Origin of the sequence: Novosphingobium sp. KA1 (genome assembly GCF_017309955.1) — a bacterium.
GTDB lineage: Bacteria > Pseudomonadota > Alphaproteobacteria > Sphingomonadales > Sphingomonadaceae > Novosphingobium.
Genome location: NZ_CP021248.1, coordinates 979,278 through 995,510, shown reverse-complemented (window position 1 = coordinate 995,510; position 16,233 = coordinate 979,278). Strand labels below are relative to the sequence as shown.

13 protein-coding genes are annotated in these 16,233 nt (G+C 65.3%); 7 read left to right on the top strand and 6 right to left on the bottom strand.

The features are described 5' to 3' along the window. Window positions 1–133: 133 nt before the first annotated feature. The 3 genes from CA833_RS22325 to CA833_RS22315 are packed head-to-tail and all read left to right on the top strand — an operon-like array spanning window position 134 to window position 3,121. Window positions 134–2,221, top strand: a complete 2,088-nt coding sequence (locus CA833_RS22325; RefSeq protein ID WP_207080222.1) for a pilus assembly protein TadG-related protein — start codon at window positions 134–136, stop codon at window positions 2,219–2,221. A gap of 1 nt (window position 2,222) precedes the next feature. Further along, entirely contained in the window at window positions 2,223–2,705 is a 483-nt protein-coding gene (locus tag CA833_RS22320) for a TadE/TadG family type IV pilus assembly protein (RefSeq protein WP_142638813.1), read from the top strand. Further along, window positions 2,702–3,121, top strand: a complete 420-nt coding sequence (locus CA833_RS22315; protein WP_207080221.1) for a TadE/TadG family type IV pilus assembly protein — start codon at window positions 2,702–2,704, stop codon at window positions 3,119–3,121. The genes CA833_RS22320 and CA833_RS22315 overlap by 4 nt, the downstream gene beginning before the upstream one ends. Here the strand turns inward: CA833_RS22315 and CA833_RS22310 are convergent. Then, window positions 3,118–3,567 carry a hypothetical protein gene (locus tag CA833_RS22310; protein ID WP_207080220.1) on the bottom strand — a complete coding sequence of 150 codons (450 nt, stop codon included), beginning with the start codon at window positions 3,565–3,567 and terminating at the stop codon, window positions 3,118–3,120. The two genes, CA833_RS22315 and CA833_RS22310, sit on opposite strands and share 4 nt — an antisense overlap. A 138-nt stretch (window positions 3,568–3,705) precedes the next feature. On the opposite strand from CA833_RS22310, the gene CA833_RS27205 reads away from it, so the two are divergent. Next, window positions 3,706–3,837, top strand: coding sequence for a hypothetical protein (locus CA833_RS27205; protein WP_255535883.1), 132 nt, complete (start codon window positions 3,706–3,708; stop codon window positions 3,835–3,837). Here CA833_RS27205 and CA833_RS22305 read toward each other — a convergent pair. Beyond that, window positions 3,820–4,503, bottom strand: a complete 684-nt coding sequence (locus tag CA833_RS22305) for a hypothetical protein (RefSeq protein WP_207080219.1) — start codon at window positions 4,501–4,503, stop codon at window positions 3,820–3,822. The two genes, CA833_RS27205 and CA833_RS22305, sit on opposite strands and share 18 nt — an antisense overlap. A gap of 333 nt (window positions 4,504–4,836) precedes the next feature. Here CA833_RS22305 and CA833_RS22300 point away from each other — a divergent pair, with 333 nt between their 5' ends. The 3 genes from CA833_RS22300 (at window position 4,837) to CA833_RS22290 (ending at window position 9,986) form a co-directional block, all read left to right on the top strand. Continuing rightward, a complete protein-coding gene (locus tag CA833_RS22300; RefSeq protein WP_207080218.1) occupies window positions 4,837–7,773 on the top strand; it encodes a TonB-dependent receptor domain-containing protein in 2,937 nt (978 codons plus the stop codon). Window positions 7,774–7,847: 74 nt separating this feature from the next. Further along, window positions 7,848–8,741: a glycoside hydrolase gene (locus CA833_RS22295; RefSeq protein ID WP_242526413.1), complete on the top strand. Its 894-nt coding sequence runs from the start codon at window positions 7,848–7,850 to the stop codon at window positions 8,739–8,741. 303 nt (window positions 8,742–9,044) lie between these two features. Next, entirely contained in the window at window positions 9,045–9,986 is a 942-nt protein-coding gene (locus tag CA833_RS22290) for an IS110 family transposase (RefSeq protein ID WP_207077948.1), read from the top strand. A 14-nt stretch (window positions 9,987–10,000) separates the two neighbouring features. Here CA833_RS22290 and CA833_RS22285 read toward each other — a convergent pair whose 3' ends face one another. From CA833_RS22285 to CA833_RS22270, 4 genes are all read right to left on the bottom strand, one after another. Next, on the bottom strand, window positions 10,001–11,263 hold the full coding sequence (locus CA833_RS22285; RefSeq protein WP_207080217.1) for a metallophosphoesterase family protein: 1,263 nt from the start codon (window positions 11,261–11,263) through the stop codon (window positions 10,001–10,003). Between the two features lie 12 nt (window positions 11,264–11,275). Further along, on the bottom strand, window positions 11,276–14,491 hold the full coding sequence (locus CA833_RS22280) for a TonB-dependent receptor (protein ID WP_207080216.1): 3,216 nt from the start codon (window positions 14,489–14,491) through the stop codon (window positions 11,276–11,278). A gap of 127 nt (window positions 14,492–14,618) precedes the next feature. Then, on the bottom strand, window positions 14,619–15,584 hold the full coding sequence (locus CA833_RS22275; RefSeq protein WP_207080215.1) for a FecR domain-containing protein: 966 nt from the start codon (window positions 15,582–15,584) through the stop codon (window positions 14,619–14,621). After that, on the bottom strand, window positions 15,584–16,168 hold the full coding sequence (locus CA833_RS22270; RefSeq protein ID WP_207080214.1) for an RNA polymerase sigma factor: 585 nt from the start codon (window positions 16,166–16,168) through the stop codon (window positions 15,584–15,586). Before CA833_RS22270 ends, CA833_RS22275 begins: the two co-directional genes overlap by 1 nt. Window positions 16,169–16,233: the final 65 nt, after the last annotated feature.

Sequence of the window (16,233 nt, the reverse complement as noted above, 5' to 3'; positions counted from 1 at the left end):
CCTGGTTGCATGCGGGCGCACGGTCATTGCAGTATAATCAATACTTTGAAATACAAGGACTCCTTGTTGCAATAGGGGAAACACTGTAGCGCCAGCGCCCGCAATGCCTGTGCTCGTCAGCTAACTTTTCGGGATGCCCCTCCCCCTTCCGCCCCTCCTCACGGCCAGGTGCCGCGAGGCGCTCGCCGCGCTGCTCTGGGGCGGCAGGCGACTGCAGCGGGAGACCCTTGGCGGTGTCTCCACCCTGGTGGCGCTGTCGCTGCCGCTGGTGATCGGGGCGGTCGGTCTCGGCTACGATTTCAACCGCGGCTACAACCAGCGCCTGTTCAACCAGCGCGTGGCGGACATGGCCGCGCTCGGCGCCGCGCTCGAATACCGCGCCAGCGAAAGCGCCGACATCGATGCCGCCGCCCGCTCGATCTCGGTGGCCAACGGCCTGTCGGACGCCACCATCCGGACCGAACTGCTAACCGACTTTCCCAATGCCGGCGACACTTCGGTGCGCGTCACCGTCACCCGTGCGGTGCCGTTCACGCTGGCCGCCGTGCTGGGCTTTTCAGGCAACTATTCGGTCGCCGCCGATGCCGCCGCGATCGTCAGCAGCGAGGCGCCTTATGCAGCGCCCTGTTTCCTGGCGCTGAGCAACGGCGCGGACGCCCTGCAAGTCCAGGGCGGGGCCTCGATCGTCGCCTCGGATTGCTCGGTCGCCGCGGCCGGGGACGTGTCCAACAAGGGCACGCTGATCAAGGCCAGCGACATCATCTCGGGCAGCGGCAGCATCTCGCTCGACTATGGCACCCTGACCGCCAATTCGCTGCGCTACGCCAACGGCCTCAACGTGCCGGCATGGAACACCAACCTGCCGCCTGCCAAGGACCGCCACAACGTCGCCACCGCGTTGTCGGACCCCTGGGCGAACAGCAGCGAACTGCAGGGCGCCATCGCCCAGATCGGCAATCATGCGCCCTTGCCCGCGCTGTCCGACCCGGTCACGCCGGCAGGCAGCGAATGGAACCTGTCGTGGAGCCCGAGCGCGGCCGTCACCGCCTACCGCACCGGGCCCTATACCGGCGAATACGTGATCCCCAAGGGCAACTACACGATCGGCGCCTTCATCGTCGGCGGCGGCATCAAGGTGACCTTCGCCTCCGGCTCGAACATCACCATCGCCAATGGGGTGAACATCGGCGGCGGCTCCACGGTGAACTTCGGCGACAGCAACATCTGGGTGAACGGCGGCTTCAACAGCGGCTCGAACGGGGTCACGATCGGCAACGGCACCTTGTGGATCGGCAGCGGCACCGTGACGTTCAGCGGCACCAACAGGAAGGGAAGCGGCGATGTCACCATCAACGCGCCGGTATCGCTGGGCGGCGGCATCTATCTCGACATGGGCGCGGGCAACCATGCCTTCCGTTCACTGACCCTCTCGGGCGGCGGCAGTTCGGCGCTGGGCAACGGCGACTTCTCGGTGCTGTCCGGCGTCAGTGTCGGCGGCGGCAGCGAACTCGTCGTCGGCAACGGCAATATCGTCATCGGTGCGGGCAGTTCCGGCAATGCGATCACCCTGTCGGGATCGGCCAAGCTGCTGATGGGCGACGGGCCGTTCTCGGCGATCGGCAATGTCGCGACCGAAGGCGGCAGCCGCATCGTCTTCGGCCAGACCCCCAACCACACCATCGCCGGCAACATGACCATTGCCGGCTCCGCCTATTTCGGCGCCGGGCGCTATACCGTGGCGGGCAGCTTCACCAACGGCACCGGCGGCACCACCTGGCCCTATACCTCGCCGCGCACCGGCCTGACCTATGGCGCCAACGGTTCGGGCTACGACATGGTGGGCTATGACGTGTCCTTCGTGCTGTCGGGCGCGCTCAACCTTTCCGGCGGCGCCAAGACCAAACTTTCCGCCCCTGCCAGTTCCGTGTCCGGCGGTGCCATCGGCGGCCTGCTGGTGCACACCAATACCTCCAGCGCGATCAACTGGGGCGGGGGATCGAGCAATGTCTTTGGCGGCGTGGTCCACGTGCCCAATGCCACCGTGACGATGAGCGGCGGCAACTCGACCGGGGATTCCGGCAGTTCCGGCACCTGCTTCATGCTGATCGCCAACAAGATCAACGCCTCGGGCGGCACCACCACCGGGTCGGCCTGCAAGTCGAACATTGACGGCGCCAGCGGCAGCGACACCACCGCTCCGCAGATCCGGCTGGTGAAGTAGCATGGCCAGAGGCGCCCTGCTGGCCGACGAGCGCGGCGTCGTCGCGGTCGAATTCGCGCTGTGGAGCACGCTGCTGTTCCTGGTGATTTCCATCGGGCTCGACTTCGCGCTCTACTACATCCAGCGCTCCAAGGTGGACGAGGCGCTCTCGGCCACCGCGATCAGCGCCTTCAACGCGCGCCTCAGCGTGCCCTACGCCGAGCTTCCCGCCACCATGCGCGCCTTGTCCGAGACCCCCGCGCTGGACGTCGGCCTCAGCTGCAACGGGCAGGCCAATGCCTGCAGCAACACCGCGCGCGAATGTGCCTGCCTGCAGGCGGACGGCACCTATCACGCCCAGGCCTGCGCCTCCGCATGCTCGGGCATGACCACCACCGCCGGCTATTACCTGACGATCCGCGCCCGCGCGGGATACACCCCGTTCATGGTGCCGCGCTCGCTGACCAGCGACATCGTGCGGCAGACGACGGTGCGCCTGCAATGATCGCCCGCCGCCTCCGGCGCGACACCCACGGCGCCACCCTGATCGAGTTCGCGATCGTCGGCCCGGTGCTGATCTTCATGCTGATCGGCCTGATCGAGACCGGGCGGTTCCTGTGGAGCCAGCATGTGCTCAAGGACGTCGCCTACGCGACCGTGCGCTGCATGAGCGTCTCGTCCGATTGCGCCACCAGCCAGACCCGGCTTGCCTATGCCGCCAACCGCGCCGCGAACGAGGGGCTGAGGGTCGCCTCCAGCAACGTGACGATCGCCGAGAACACCGCCTGCAAGGGGCTGACCGGCGCCAACCGGGTCGCCATCACGATCCCCTACAGTTCCGCGCTGACCGGTTTCGTCCCCGGCGCCCCCACCACGCTTTCCGCCGAGGCCTGCTTCCCCGTCCTTCCGAGCGAAGATTAAGCGGCCTCGCGGTAGTGCGCGATATCGAACGCGGATGAACTCGGGACGTTCGCCGAAATTCCCGCAAACAGCACCGCCAGCGCATCGAACTGACCGCGCGAGAAACCCGCCATGCGGAACCGCTGGAACGGCTCGGCGGCGATGCGGCCTTCGCGCAGCAGGATCGCCGTCACCCGCAGCACTTCCAGCCGGTCGTTCGCCAGGCAGAAGTTGAATGGCGCCCCGAACACCAGTGCCCGCCATCCGCGCCGCCGGCGCTTGTCGAAAGCGATCGAAGCCAGCGGATCACGCGCGGCCAATGCCAGTACGCTGCGCTCCTGCTCATCGAACAGGGCCAGCGGCGAAGCGGCAACAAGCGCCTCAGCCTCGTCTCTGGCCGCCACCACTTTCATCCCCGCGTGTTTTTTGTCTTGCGTCATGGACACCGCCGTACCGCGCGGCGGCAAGCACGGTTAGTCCTGCGGCGGACGACAAATTGTTGCCGCAGCGGACACAATCGCCAGAAATCGCCAAGCGGAAATGGCCATGAGTGTGAGCGGATTTGCCCGCAACCACCGGCACGTCAAACCTGCTAGATCAATGCCATGAGCACGATCGGAAACGCCCTCGCCCTGCCTTTGCAGCGCAACGTCAACCTGGTGCAGCTGGCCGCCGGCAGCACCGTCGCCGCCACCGGTGCCCTGCTGGCGCTGGGACAGCTATTCGCCCATTTCTGAGCCGCCGCGCACGCGCCGGAACTGCATTTCCCCTTCGGCGCGATGCAAGGTGAGCACGTCGCCCGCCACTTCGGCATAGCTGCCGGTCATGTCGACGACGCCGAAATCGTTTGGCACCAGCAGGAAGATCGCTACCGTGCCGTCCTTGGGATCGAGCGGAAGCGACGGCGACTGCAGACGGACGGGCGCCATGCTGAAAGTCACGGAACGGGCGATGTGCGCTTCGTCGCCCGGCACCACCCAGGGCCCGCCCGCCATGTAGGAAACCAGCGGATCGCCCTTGTCATAGTCGATCCGCAGATCGACCCCCGGCATGTCGTGGCCGTCAGGCGTCAGCAGGCGGAGGGAAAACGGCTCTCCCGGCGCGCTTTCCACTTTTCCTACGGTGATCGTGGGCGCCACCGGACGCGGGTCGCTTTCGAATTCGATCCGGTTGCCGACCCATCGCCAGCGCCCCTGCGCCGTCTCGTCCAGCGCGCCGACGGTGAGGCCGTAGAGAAACCTGCCGTCCGCCTGCAGGCGGATCCCGGCAACAAGCTCCATCTCCGAATGGGAATAGTCGCCCGCGACAGAGGACTGGTCCTGGTCCTGGTCCTGGCCCTGGTCCTGCGTCTGGGCCAGCACCGGCGTGCACGCCGTCCACAGCCCCACTGCGCAAGCAAGCACGCGCCCCCTGTGCAACCATGCCATTGGCGCCGTCTCCCATGTCCCAAACCCCGGCACTCTAGGCGGCGTGGACAAATGGCACAATCCGACGCCGCGAAATCCCGTTTCGGTCGTCCGCGCGCGGTACCCTGACGCCCCGGGCCCCAGGCACGTTCAGCACCGATCAGACCCGCTTCCGTGCCCTTTCCCGCACCTGACAGCGCCGATGCATTCCGGGTGCGCTTTGCCCAAACGATTGAAACGCCACTGCTACTTGACATTCATATATCCGTAATATGGTATACGATTTACCGTAGACTCGGACGTCGGCGGTCAAACAGGGAGCAGATTGTTATGAAGTCCAGGGGAACGTCCCGGGCAGTGTTTCGCAGCGCCTTGCTGCTGAGCTGCCTCAGCCTGTCTACCACCGCGCTTGCGCAGGACCTGCCCGATGACGCCTCTGCGAGCGGCGACGGCACCGCGCAGGCGAACGACATCGTCATCACCGGTTCGCGCATCCGCCGCGCCGCCGCCGACAGTCCCTCGCCGATCGCCGTCGTCGATGCCGACCAGATCAAGGCCGCCGGCACCCAGAACATCGTCGATGTCGTCAACCAGTTGCCCGCGCTGGCGGTCACCCAGACCAACCAGACCAGCAACCTGGCCGGCAACGCCGGCATCAACGCCCTGGACCTTCGCGGCATGGGCACGCAGCGCACGCTCGTGCTGGTCGACGGCCGCCGTCAGGTCGCGGCGATCCCCGGCACGTCCGCGGTCGACCTCAGCAACATTCCCTCCAGCCTCGTCCAGCGCGTGGAAGTGATCACCGGCGGCGCCTCGGCGCTCTACGGCGCCGACGCCGTCGCGGGCGTCGCCAACTTCATCCTCAAGAAGGACTTCTCGGGGATCGAGGCCAATACCCGCTACAGCGCCTCGACCCGCGGCGACATGGACACTTACGGGTTCGACATGCTGGCCGGCGCCAACTTCGCCGACCACCGCGGCAACGTCACGCTCTACGGTTTCTACGAGAACACGCCGGGCACCGTCAGCGGCTCCGACCGCCCGTGGACGGCGGATGGCTATCCGATCTACTCGCGCTCCAGCCGCGACAATCCCTATGTCGTGCAGGACCACGTCCGCAACATCAACACCTCGGATTCGGCCCAGGTCGTGCTGGGCGGCAAGCTCTATGCGATCGACCGCACGACCGGCGCGCTGCGCGATCCGATCCTCGGCCCCGGCGGCTTCGTCAATGCCGTCCCGGTCAACCTCGACACCGCCACCGATCCGCTCGGCACCCTGCTGACCGACGGCGGCGAGTACAACGGGCGCTACGACGGCTGGTATCTCTCGGTCCCCTCGCAGCGCATCAACACCCGCGCCTCGGTCAGCTTCGAGGCCAGCGACGCGCTCAAGCTCTTTGCCAACGCCACCTTCGCGCACAACAAGTCCGAGGCCGGCTACCTGCAGATGACGGCGTTCGGCACCGATGTGGTCCCCGCCGACAGCCCCTACATCACCGATGCGATCAAGGCGGCCAGCGGCGGAACCGTACCCGCCGGCGGCGTCCAGTTCGCGCGGCGCTTCATGGAACTGCCCGCCCCCACCACCGAATACGACCGCACCCTGTTCCAGGCCGTGGCCGGCGCCGAGGGTGACTTCACCCTGTTCTCGAAGCCCTGGACCTATTCGACCTACTACTCCTACGGCAAGACCACCCAGAAGGTCCGCGACGTCAACTCCACCGCCTACGACCGCTGGTACAACGGCCTCGACAGCACCACCGACGCCAACGGCAACGCCATTTGCCGCAGCACCCTCACCGATCCCGGCAACGGCTGCGTGCCGATCAACCCGCTGGTCACCCTGACCCCGGAGATGATCGACTACATCACCTATACCTCGCACTGGTCGAAATCGACACTGACCCAGCAGGTGCTTTCGGGTTATGTCACCGGCGGCCTGTTCGACCTGCCGGGCGGCGCGGTGCAGGTCGTGCTCGGCGGCGAATACCGCAAGGAACGCAACGACATCGGCGCGATCCCCGAGTACAACCCGGACAGCCCGCTCTACGATCCCACGATCGGCACCACCGCCAGCACGCTGGTCGGCAAGTATTCGGTCAAGGAAGTCTACGGCGAACTCCACGTGCCGATCCTGAAGGCGGTGCCGTTCTTCGAGACGCTGTCGCTCGACGGCGCGCTGCGCCTCTCGGACTACAGCACCGCGGGTTCCACCACGACCTGGAAGGTCGGCGGCGAATGGGCACCGATCCGCGACATCCGTTTCCGCGCGACCTACGGCCAGGCGGTACGCGCCCCCAACATCGGCGAACTCTACACCGCCAACAGCGTCTCGGGGCTGTGGATCACCGACCCGTGCAACACCTACAATCTGGCGAACCGCTCCACCCGGACCCAGTACACCGCGGCCAACTGCGCGGCGATCAACCCGGCCGACACCGCCAGCTACTGGCTCTACCGCGACATCATCGCCAGCGGCAATCTCGACCTCAAGCCCGAGACCGCCAAGACGCTGACGATCGGCGCCGTGCTGCAGCCGCGCTTCGTGCCCGGCCTGTCGTTCACGGTCGACTACTACAACATCGACCTGCGCAACGCGATCGACGCCTTCGGCGCGCAGACCCTGATCGAGAAGTGCGTGGACCAGCCCACGCTCGACAACATCTTCTGCCCGCTGATCCAGCGCGATGCCAACGGCAACCTGGAATCGGTCAAGACCCAGAAGCTCAACCTCGCGCAGTACCTGACGCGCGGCATCGACTTCGGCCTGGCCTATTCGCTGCCGCTGGAGCGGATCGGGCTCGGCGCCAATGCCGGCACGCTGTCGCTGGACGCCAACTACACGCGCCTGCTCAACCGCCGCTACACGCTCGACCCCGCCGATCCCAACTCGATCACCGAATATGCCGGGATCTTCGGCTCGCCCAAGTGGAAGGGCGTGGTGCGTACCAGCTACAACCGTGAAGGCTTCAACTTCACCTGGACGCTGCGCCACTTCTCGCCAATGAAGAGCAGCACTTCGATCACCTCTGCACAGTACAGCAAGGTCTGGACGCCGGACGTCTTCTACAACGACTTCTCGGCATCGGTTCCGCTGACGGACTTCATCGAACTCTCGGGCGGCCTCAACAATGCCTTCGACCGCAAGCCGCCGCGGATCCCCGGCGCCGAAGCTGGCGGCGCCAACTTCGAACTGAGCTACCAGTCGGGCGTCTACGACGTCATCGGCCGGACGTTCTTCCTCTCGCTGCGGTTCCACCGCTAAGAGAGGGCGGTTCCGCTCCGGGAGCACACACGCTCCCGGAGCGCCCCCTTTTTCCTTCCTTCCAGACAAGAGCTATGCCCCACCCATTCCCGCGCGGCCTGCTGGCCCTTTCGCTTTGGTCGGCGCTGGCCGCCGCCTCGCCGGGCACCACCGGGGCGGGCGCCGCAGTCGCCCCGCCGCCGGCCTCGCTCGGTCTCGATCCCTTCTACGCCAAGTATCTCGATGCCGCCGGGATCCCGGTCGTCTCGTCCGCGAAGGTTCCCGACGAGGCCCTGAGGGTAGCGCGGGACATCGTGCTGGCCGAAACCGCCAGGCGCCCCGACATCCGGGCGGAACTGGTGCGCAGCGGCGCGCGCGTCGGCGTCATGGCGATCGACGAGGGCACCATGGACCTGCCCGAACAGCGCGACTGGAAAAAACCCGCCGCCGACGATCCGCGCCTGACACCGTGCGAACGGGCCAACTACGCCACCGGGATCGCGGCGATGACCGATGCCCAGTACTGGAACGCCCGCGCGCGCGGCATGGGCGGCCTCTACACCACCGGCGCCGCCGAGAACCTGCTCGCGGTGCCGGGCACGCGCTATTACGGCGAGAACATCCTCGTCCACGAATTCTCGCACAACATCCTCTCGGCGGTGGAGCGCATCGACCCGGCGCTCTACGGCCGCGTCGAGCAGGCCTACCGCCACGCCCTCGACCAGGGCCTGTGGAAAGGGGACTATGCCTCGGTGACGATCCAGGAATACTGGGCGGAAGGCACCCAGTTCTGGTTCAATTCCAACATGGCCTACCGCCACGACGGTACAGTGCTGCTGTCCGACCGCGACCTGCGCGCCTTCGACCCGATGCTCCATGCGGTTCTCGCCGAAGTCTACGCGCCCGGCCACCACATCGCCGCGGACGCGTTCTACAACCACCCTGCCCGCCTGACGCCGCCCAGACCGCGCAAGGCAAGCGCCTGCTGACGCCGGTTCGTCCGCCCGGCAACGCTCCTCGCGGTCCATCGTCTGGCGGCAGGCACGGGGCGCCATGGAGCCGTCCGGTGCCTGCCGGGAAAACGCTTGTCTTATGACATTACCGTCCGTTTGGGCCATGCTGGATTGCCCGGACCGGGGTGGCCACCCCGGTCCGGGCGGAAGGGGACGGATCGCGAAACCGCCGGTCGTTAAGGGACCGGGTTAGAGTAGGATCGCCCCTTTCTTTTCCATCAGGCCCGAACGGATACCGGGGTTTTGGACCCGGATGACAAGCATGGGACAGCGGAAAAGATGAGCGACAATCTACCACAGACAATCGGCATCGACATCTCCAAAGCGAGCCTCGATTGCCATGCCTACCCCGTCGGCGCCGAGCGCCAGTTTGCCAATACCGCCAAGGGGCACAAGGCGCTGATCGCCTGGCTGCGACAATGGCCGATCGAACGGATCGCCTACGAGGCAACCGGAACCTATCATCGCGCACTGGAGGCGGCGCTGACCAACTGGCCTTGTGTGAAGCTCAACCCTGAACGGGCCCGGCGCTTCGCCCAGGCGACTGGCACATTGGCCAAGACTGATCGCATTGACGCCATCCTGCTGGCTCGTATGGCCGCAACCTTGCAGCCAGCGGTCAGACCCGCTCGAAGCGCACAGCAGACCCAAATGGCGGAACTCATCAATGCCCGAGACGGCTTGGTTCGTGATCGCACCGCGCTCAAAAATCGTGAGAAAAATCTCACCATCGCGTTTCTCAAGCGCCAGTGTCGCCAGCGGCTCGAACAGATCGATCGACATATCGCGGCCCTCGACGCCGAGATCTCCAACCTGATCGCCGCCGATGCCGTACTCGCTCGTCGACACCAGATACTGACCAGCATCGCGGGTGTGGGAACGCTGACCGCCAACCAGCTCATCGCCACCATGCCCGAACTCGGCAGCCTTGAGAACAAGCAGGCCGCGTCCCTTGCCGGCCTTGCACCGATCGCGCGGCAATCCGGACAATGGAAAGGCAAAAGCTTCATCCGCGGCGGACGTGCCAACGTGAGGCAGGCCCTCTATATGCCGGCCCTCGTCGCCGCCCGATACAACCCTGATCTCAAGGCAAAATACCAACAACTCGTCACCGCAGGAAAGCCCGCCAAAATCGCCATCACCGCCGTCATGCGAAAACTCGTCGTGACCGCAAACGCTTTGCTCAAAGCCGATAGATGCTGGGCGCAATCTCAGGCTTGATCATCACGGATACTCTAGCGTTTACGAAGCGTCACGGAATCCAGATCCTCACCTGTCGCGGTATAGGCATGGTAGGTCAGCGCGTCCGGGCTGACGTCGATCACCTGAAACGCCTGGGTGCGCGAGACCGACTTGCGCGCCCAGGGCAGCGCGCCGACATCGTACATCTTGGGCCCCGCCACCGAGACGGCGTAAGTCGCCCCTTGCCCATCGGCCACGGGACCGTCGATGCCGATCGCTCCGCGGGCATATCCATGGTCATGCCCCTGCAGGACAAGGTCGACATGGTACTTGTCGATCAGCGGTTTCAGCGCCGCCCGCACCTTGGGATTGTCCCGGTCGGGATCGCTGGAAAACAGCGGGAAGTGCAGGAACATGACCGTCCAGCGGTTCGGATTGTCGGCCAGCAGGCCCTCGAGCCATGTCACGATCGCCTTGCGGGCGCTCTCGTCGCGGTCCACCTGCATGGAATCGATCGAGATCAGGCGCAGCCCCTGGTAGTCGGTGTACCAGTTGGTTTCCCGCCCGGCCGGCGCGTCCGCCGGGCCATCGTCCGGCAGCGTGAACTGGCGGCGCCACTGCCCGGTGATCGACGATCCGGCCCGCGCGGTTTCATCCTTCACATATTCATGGTTTCCCGGCGTCGGCATCTGCGGCGTCTGGGCATAGAGGAACCCGCCCGACGCGAACCATTCGCCCCATTCCGCGTCGCTGTCGTGCCGGTTGACCAGATCGCCGGCGTGGATCACGAAAGCCGCATCGCCCGCCTGCCGGAACGCCATGCGCAAGGTGCGCGAGGCTTCGGACAGAATGTTGTTCTGCATGTCCCCCATGTAGATGAAGCGGAACGGCGCCGCCTCTTTCTTCGCGGTGCGGAACTGGAACCATTCGGACCAGTGTGCGCCGTCTCCCACGCGGTAGGCATAGACGGTGTCGGGATCGAGCCCCTTCAGGACCGCCGAATGATAGGCGGCGCGAAAGGCAGGATCCTCGCGCACGGGCAGGGTGGCGTCATCGGTCGTTGCCGCCTGTGTTTTCGGCGTCTTCACATAGTCGGGGCCGCTGGTCGCCCGGGCATATTGCACCAGTCCGGCCGATCCCGGCGCGGAACGCCAGGTCACCGCCATCTCGGTGGCCGACCGGGCGGTGAGATTGAGCACGATACGCTCGGGCGCGATGGTTGCCGCGGCGAGCGGAACCGGCGTGTCCTGTGCGTGCAGGGCGGCGGGAACAGCGGCGCCCAGAAGCAGGGCGCCGGCGAGGATGCGAACGGTCATTGCGGGTAAACCTCAGAAGATCAGATTGAAGCCGAGCGAGATCGTGCGCCCGTTCTTGATGTAGGCGCGGCTCGCCCCGGTTCCGGACGATACGGTTTCCCAATAGGTATGCGCATCGAAGAGGTTCTGGACCTGAAGCTGCACCGAGGACTTCTTCAGGAAGGTCTTGCGCAAGGTCAGGTCCACGAAGCTATAGGCCTGTTCATAAGGGTTGTTGCCGAAGTCCTGGATGCCGCCCATGAACTTCGACTGGTAGTTCCACGCGCCGTAGACTTCCCAACCCTTGCGTTCCCAGAACAACTGGAGGTTGGCGATGGTATCGGGTGTCTCCATCAGCGGCAGCGTATAGCCTTCCGGGTGCCACGACAGGCCGGTCACCGCCTTCGAGCGTTGCAGGGTCAGGTTGCCGCCGACGCCCAGCGAACTCAGCACGCCCGGCAGCCAGTGCAGCAATTGCTGGGCACTGAATTCAACGCCGTAGACTTCGGCCCACTTGCCATTGTTCGGCATGGAGATCGCCACGCCTTCGGGATTGACGTTCTCGCCCAGGGTTCCGTTGCGGATGTTGCTGGACGAGGAACGGAACAGGAAATTGGTGATGTGCTTGTAGTAGAGCGCCACCGAATAGGCTCCCGTCCGGCCCGCATAGTGCTCCAGCGACATGTCGAGGTTCAGCGAGCGCATCGGCTTCAGGTTCGGGTTGCCCTGCGAAATCGACGTCAGGATCCATTGCGAGATCGGGTTCTGCTCGCCGTCGCCATCGGGATCGGTGTCATAGCCATATTCACGCGCCGAGCTCATGCGGGCGATGTCCGGGCGCGCGAAGCTGGTCCAGACCGCGCCGCGCAGCTTGGTCTTGCCGTCCAGATCGTAGTTGACGTGGACCGAGGGCAGCAGGTTGGAGAAGCTGGAACTGTCGGTGGTATAGCGCTGGCCCTGCACCTGGTCGAGGTTGTAGGCCTCGATCCGGTTGCGGGTGGCTTCGAGGCGCAGGCCGGCGATCACTTGCGCCTTGCCGAAGCGTGCAGTGGCCATGGCATAACCGGCGATCACGCGCTCGTTGAAGCGGAAGCTGTCCTCGTCGGAAATCTCGGCATTGGCGGGATCGACGGCGAAACCTTCGAAGATCGTGCTTTCACCCTTTTCCGCGCGCTGGAGTTCGGCCAGCATGCTGGAATTGTCGATCGTCGTGCCCAGCCGATAGAGGCCGCTATAGGCGCCGCCGAACAGGCTGGTGACTTCCTTGCCGTAGAAATCGGAAAAGTCCGCCATGGTGCCGTCGGCTTCCAGTTCGAGGAACGATCCGGAAAACGTGTGACGGCGGGAATCGTAGAACTTGCCACCCGCCTTGATCGATTCCAGCCAGGAAATGTCGGGCTTCCACTCGAGGTTGAACTGGGCCTGCCAAAGCTTCTCGCGGCTGCCCCCCACTTCGCCTTCAAGACTGCTGAAAGCGTATTGCGAAGGGTCCTGCACCGCCTCCATGCCGGCGGCATTCAGCAGCCACTTGGGGAAACGGGCATCGTCGGAACTGCTGAACAGCACCCCGGTGTTGCCCAGCCAGCCGTATTTGTCGCTGCGGAATTCGAGCGTATAGCCGTCGTCCAGATTGTCCTGCGACTGCGAATAGGACACATCGTAGTCGAGCGTCACCGTGCCGAACCGGGAAACGCCGCCGACGTTTGCGGTTGCAAGGTTGCCGCTCTCGTTGGTGGCTTCCCAGAACCGGCGCAGACGGAAACCTTGCGGGTCCCAGGTGCCCGATCCCCCGTAGAGACTGTAGAACGACTTGGTCTTGCGGTCGGCATCGGTGATCAGGCCGTCTCCATCCTGATCGACGATCTGCGCGGTGGTATAACCGTAGATCCGGCCCAGCTTGTCGTCATAGCCGACGACGGTGTCGTCCGGCTGGGCAAGCCCGGCATTGGCGGAATCGACCTGCACCAGCCGGGTCGAATTCTTGCCGGTATCGTTGCGAAAGTTCAGCCGGTTGAGGAATTCCTTCTTCTGGTACTTGTTGTACTGGCCGCGAACGTGGAAATCGTGGTGATCCGAGCGATAGTCGATGCTGGTGTTGAAGCCCCAGCGCCGCACGTCGGTTTCCCCGAAGCCCAGGTCCATGCCGCGCATCACGAAGCGGTTGGGATCCCAGCCCAGCGTCTCGCTGTCCGAATACCAGGTGTCCGGCTGGTTGTCGCCGTCGACCCCGTTCTGCTCGAACTGCGACTTGCGGTGGCTCCAGTTGCCCGAAACATAGACGCCGAAATTGTCGCTGAACTGGCGGGCGACGGCGCCCGAAACCTGCCCGTACTTGCGGTGATCGTACTTGTCGAGCATGCCTCCTTCGGCGGAAAGACGCACATACCGGGGATCCTGATCGAAGGCGGTGGGGGTGGAGATGTCCACCGATCCGCCCAGCGCATCGCCGTCGCGGTCCGGCGTCAGCGTCTTGTAGACGGTGATCTGCTTGATCCCGTCCGGCGGCAGCACCGAGAGGCGCACGCCGCGGTAGAAGTTGTTGTCCCGCGAACCGGCGCCGCCAAGGCGCACGCCGTTAATGGAGTAGTTGTTCAGTTCGGTCGACAGCCCGCGCACGGTGATGCGGTCGCCCTCACCGGTAGTGGCATCGCGCACGGCGTTGACGCCGGGCATGCGCGCCAGCGCTTCGGAGACGTTGTTGGCGGGCAGCTTGCCCATGTCGTCCGCGGTGATCGTGTCGGACACCGTATCGTTGTTCCGCTTGGTCTCCAGCGACCGCTCGACGGCCTCGATATAGCCGGTCACCACGATGTCCTCGCTGGCCGGTTCCACCGGTGCAAGCTGGGCCCCGGCAGGCTCGAACGTCGCCGCACGACGGGCCGGCGATGCCACCGCCGCAGGGGTGACGGCAATCGGCAGCGGCTTGACGATGATCGTGCCGCCGCGGCGCTGGGCGGCGACATGGGCGCCATCGATCAGGCGCGCCAGTGCCGCTTGCGCCGACATGGTGCCCGCAATCGCCTGGCTGCGACGCCCCCGCAGCGCATCGGGCGAGGCGGCCACCGGCGTTCCGGTCACCCGCGAAAATTCCTGCAGGGCCCGCGCCAGGTCCTGCGAGGGAATCGCGAAAGCATACAGATGGGCATCCGCGGCCTGCACTTGCGGTGCAATGGCCAGACCGGCCGCCAGACCACCCATGGTCAAGGCAAGCGAAGACACCCCGGCAAAGCGCCCAGTGAAACGAAACATCGAAGAAAACCCCCTGTCAGTACAAACTGTTCAACCGGCAGACGGACCAGCACGAACAAACCCGACAAAATAATTTTCTTACATTTTCATGGCTTTACTATGAAAAAAACGATGACACGGCAGTATCTCACCGGCGCACCACATAGCGATCCGCCATGCGCTGCCAGTGAAGATCGTGCAGCGCGCCGATCGCTTCCAGCACTTCTTCCGGCCGCTCGGTGCGGAAGCGGCCGGTCACCTGCAATTCGCCAAGTCCAGCATCGGCCAGCACGATCGGATGCGAGGCATTGCGGTTCACGTGCTGGATCAGTTGCCAGATCGGCGTGTCGTTGGCTTCGTACCAGCCATCGGTCCAGGCCGGGCGCACGCCGGTGACGTCACGCAGGCTGCGCACGCGGTGCCCGATCAGTTCCAGTCCGGTGCCCGCCGGCAACCGCCATTCCCGTCCGGCGCCGGCTTCGACACTGACCAGGCCGCGATAGACCTGGATCACGTGCGTCGCCGCATCGACCCGGTCCACGTCGAAGGCGGTGCCCAGCACGGAAATCCGCGCCGTGCCCATGTCCACCGTGAAGCTGCGCCAGCCTTCATGTGCCACGTCGAAAAAGGCCTCTCCCCGCGCAAGCGCGACCTGCCGCGACCATGGCGTGATGCGGACATGGATCCGGGTATCGCCATCGAGGCGAACGCGCGATCCATCGGCCAGCGCCACGTCCCGGGTCACCCCGCGCGGCGTGGAGAAGCTGGACTCGCGCACCAGCATCGCCGGCATGAGCATCGCCGCCAGGGCCGCGCAGCCCGCCATCGCCAGAAACGCGGCGATCCTCGTGGTGCCGGGCGTAATCCAGGGCGCCGATGGCGCTTCGTCTTCTTCGACAGCCGTTTCGGCCTCGCCTGCCGCGCATGTCATGCCCTGAGCCAGCCCCTCGGAGTGCCACAAGGCGCTCAGCCGGGCATAGCTGTCGCAATGGCGCGGATCGGCCAGGATCCACCGATCGAACGCGGCGGCATCGGCAGCGTCGAGCACCGGACTGTTCATGCGGTCGACCCACCGTGCGGCCTGAAGTTCGATCACGTTGCCCTCGCCCGCCATCACGCCTCTCCCCCCAGGTCGATCCCGGCTTTTTCCAGAGCCTTGCGCAGATCGACCATCCCGCGGGTAATATGCTTTTCAACGGCCTTGGCGCTCATCGACAAGTCATCGCCAATGGCCCTGCAACTTTCCTGATTGACCCGGCGGCGCACCAGCACTTCTCGCCGCAAGGCGGGCATCCGCCGCAGGCAGCGATGGAACACCTCGATGGCACGGCGGGAATCGAGCACACGTTCGAGCGAAGGCTCCTCGCTCCGCCAATCATCGTCCACTTCTTCCGATAGCCGGCTGTCGCGGCGATAGACATCGACCAGAAGATTGTCCGCGATCCGGAAGGCCAGCGCAAAAATGCTGCCGACCTGCTCCGCCCGCAGGATGTCGATGAGCCGCGTCACGGTCTCCTGCGCGATGTCCTCGGCAACGTCGGGCCGCGCGCCCCGGCCGCGCACGAACCGCAGCATCGCAGCGCGAATGGCATCCCAGTCGCGCCCTTCGGCATCCCCGTCACGCCCTTCGGCGTCCCCATCACGCCTGTCGGCGGCGGGCTCGTGCTCGCCTGACGCCTCCTTGATCGAAACCAGCACCGGCAGCCCCCCCGTTCGCAAAGCGATGCCGTTAGCCAAAGAGCATGACAGTTTGAGTATGCACC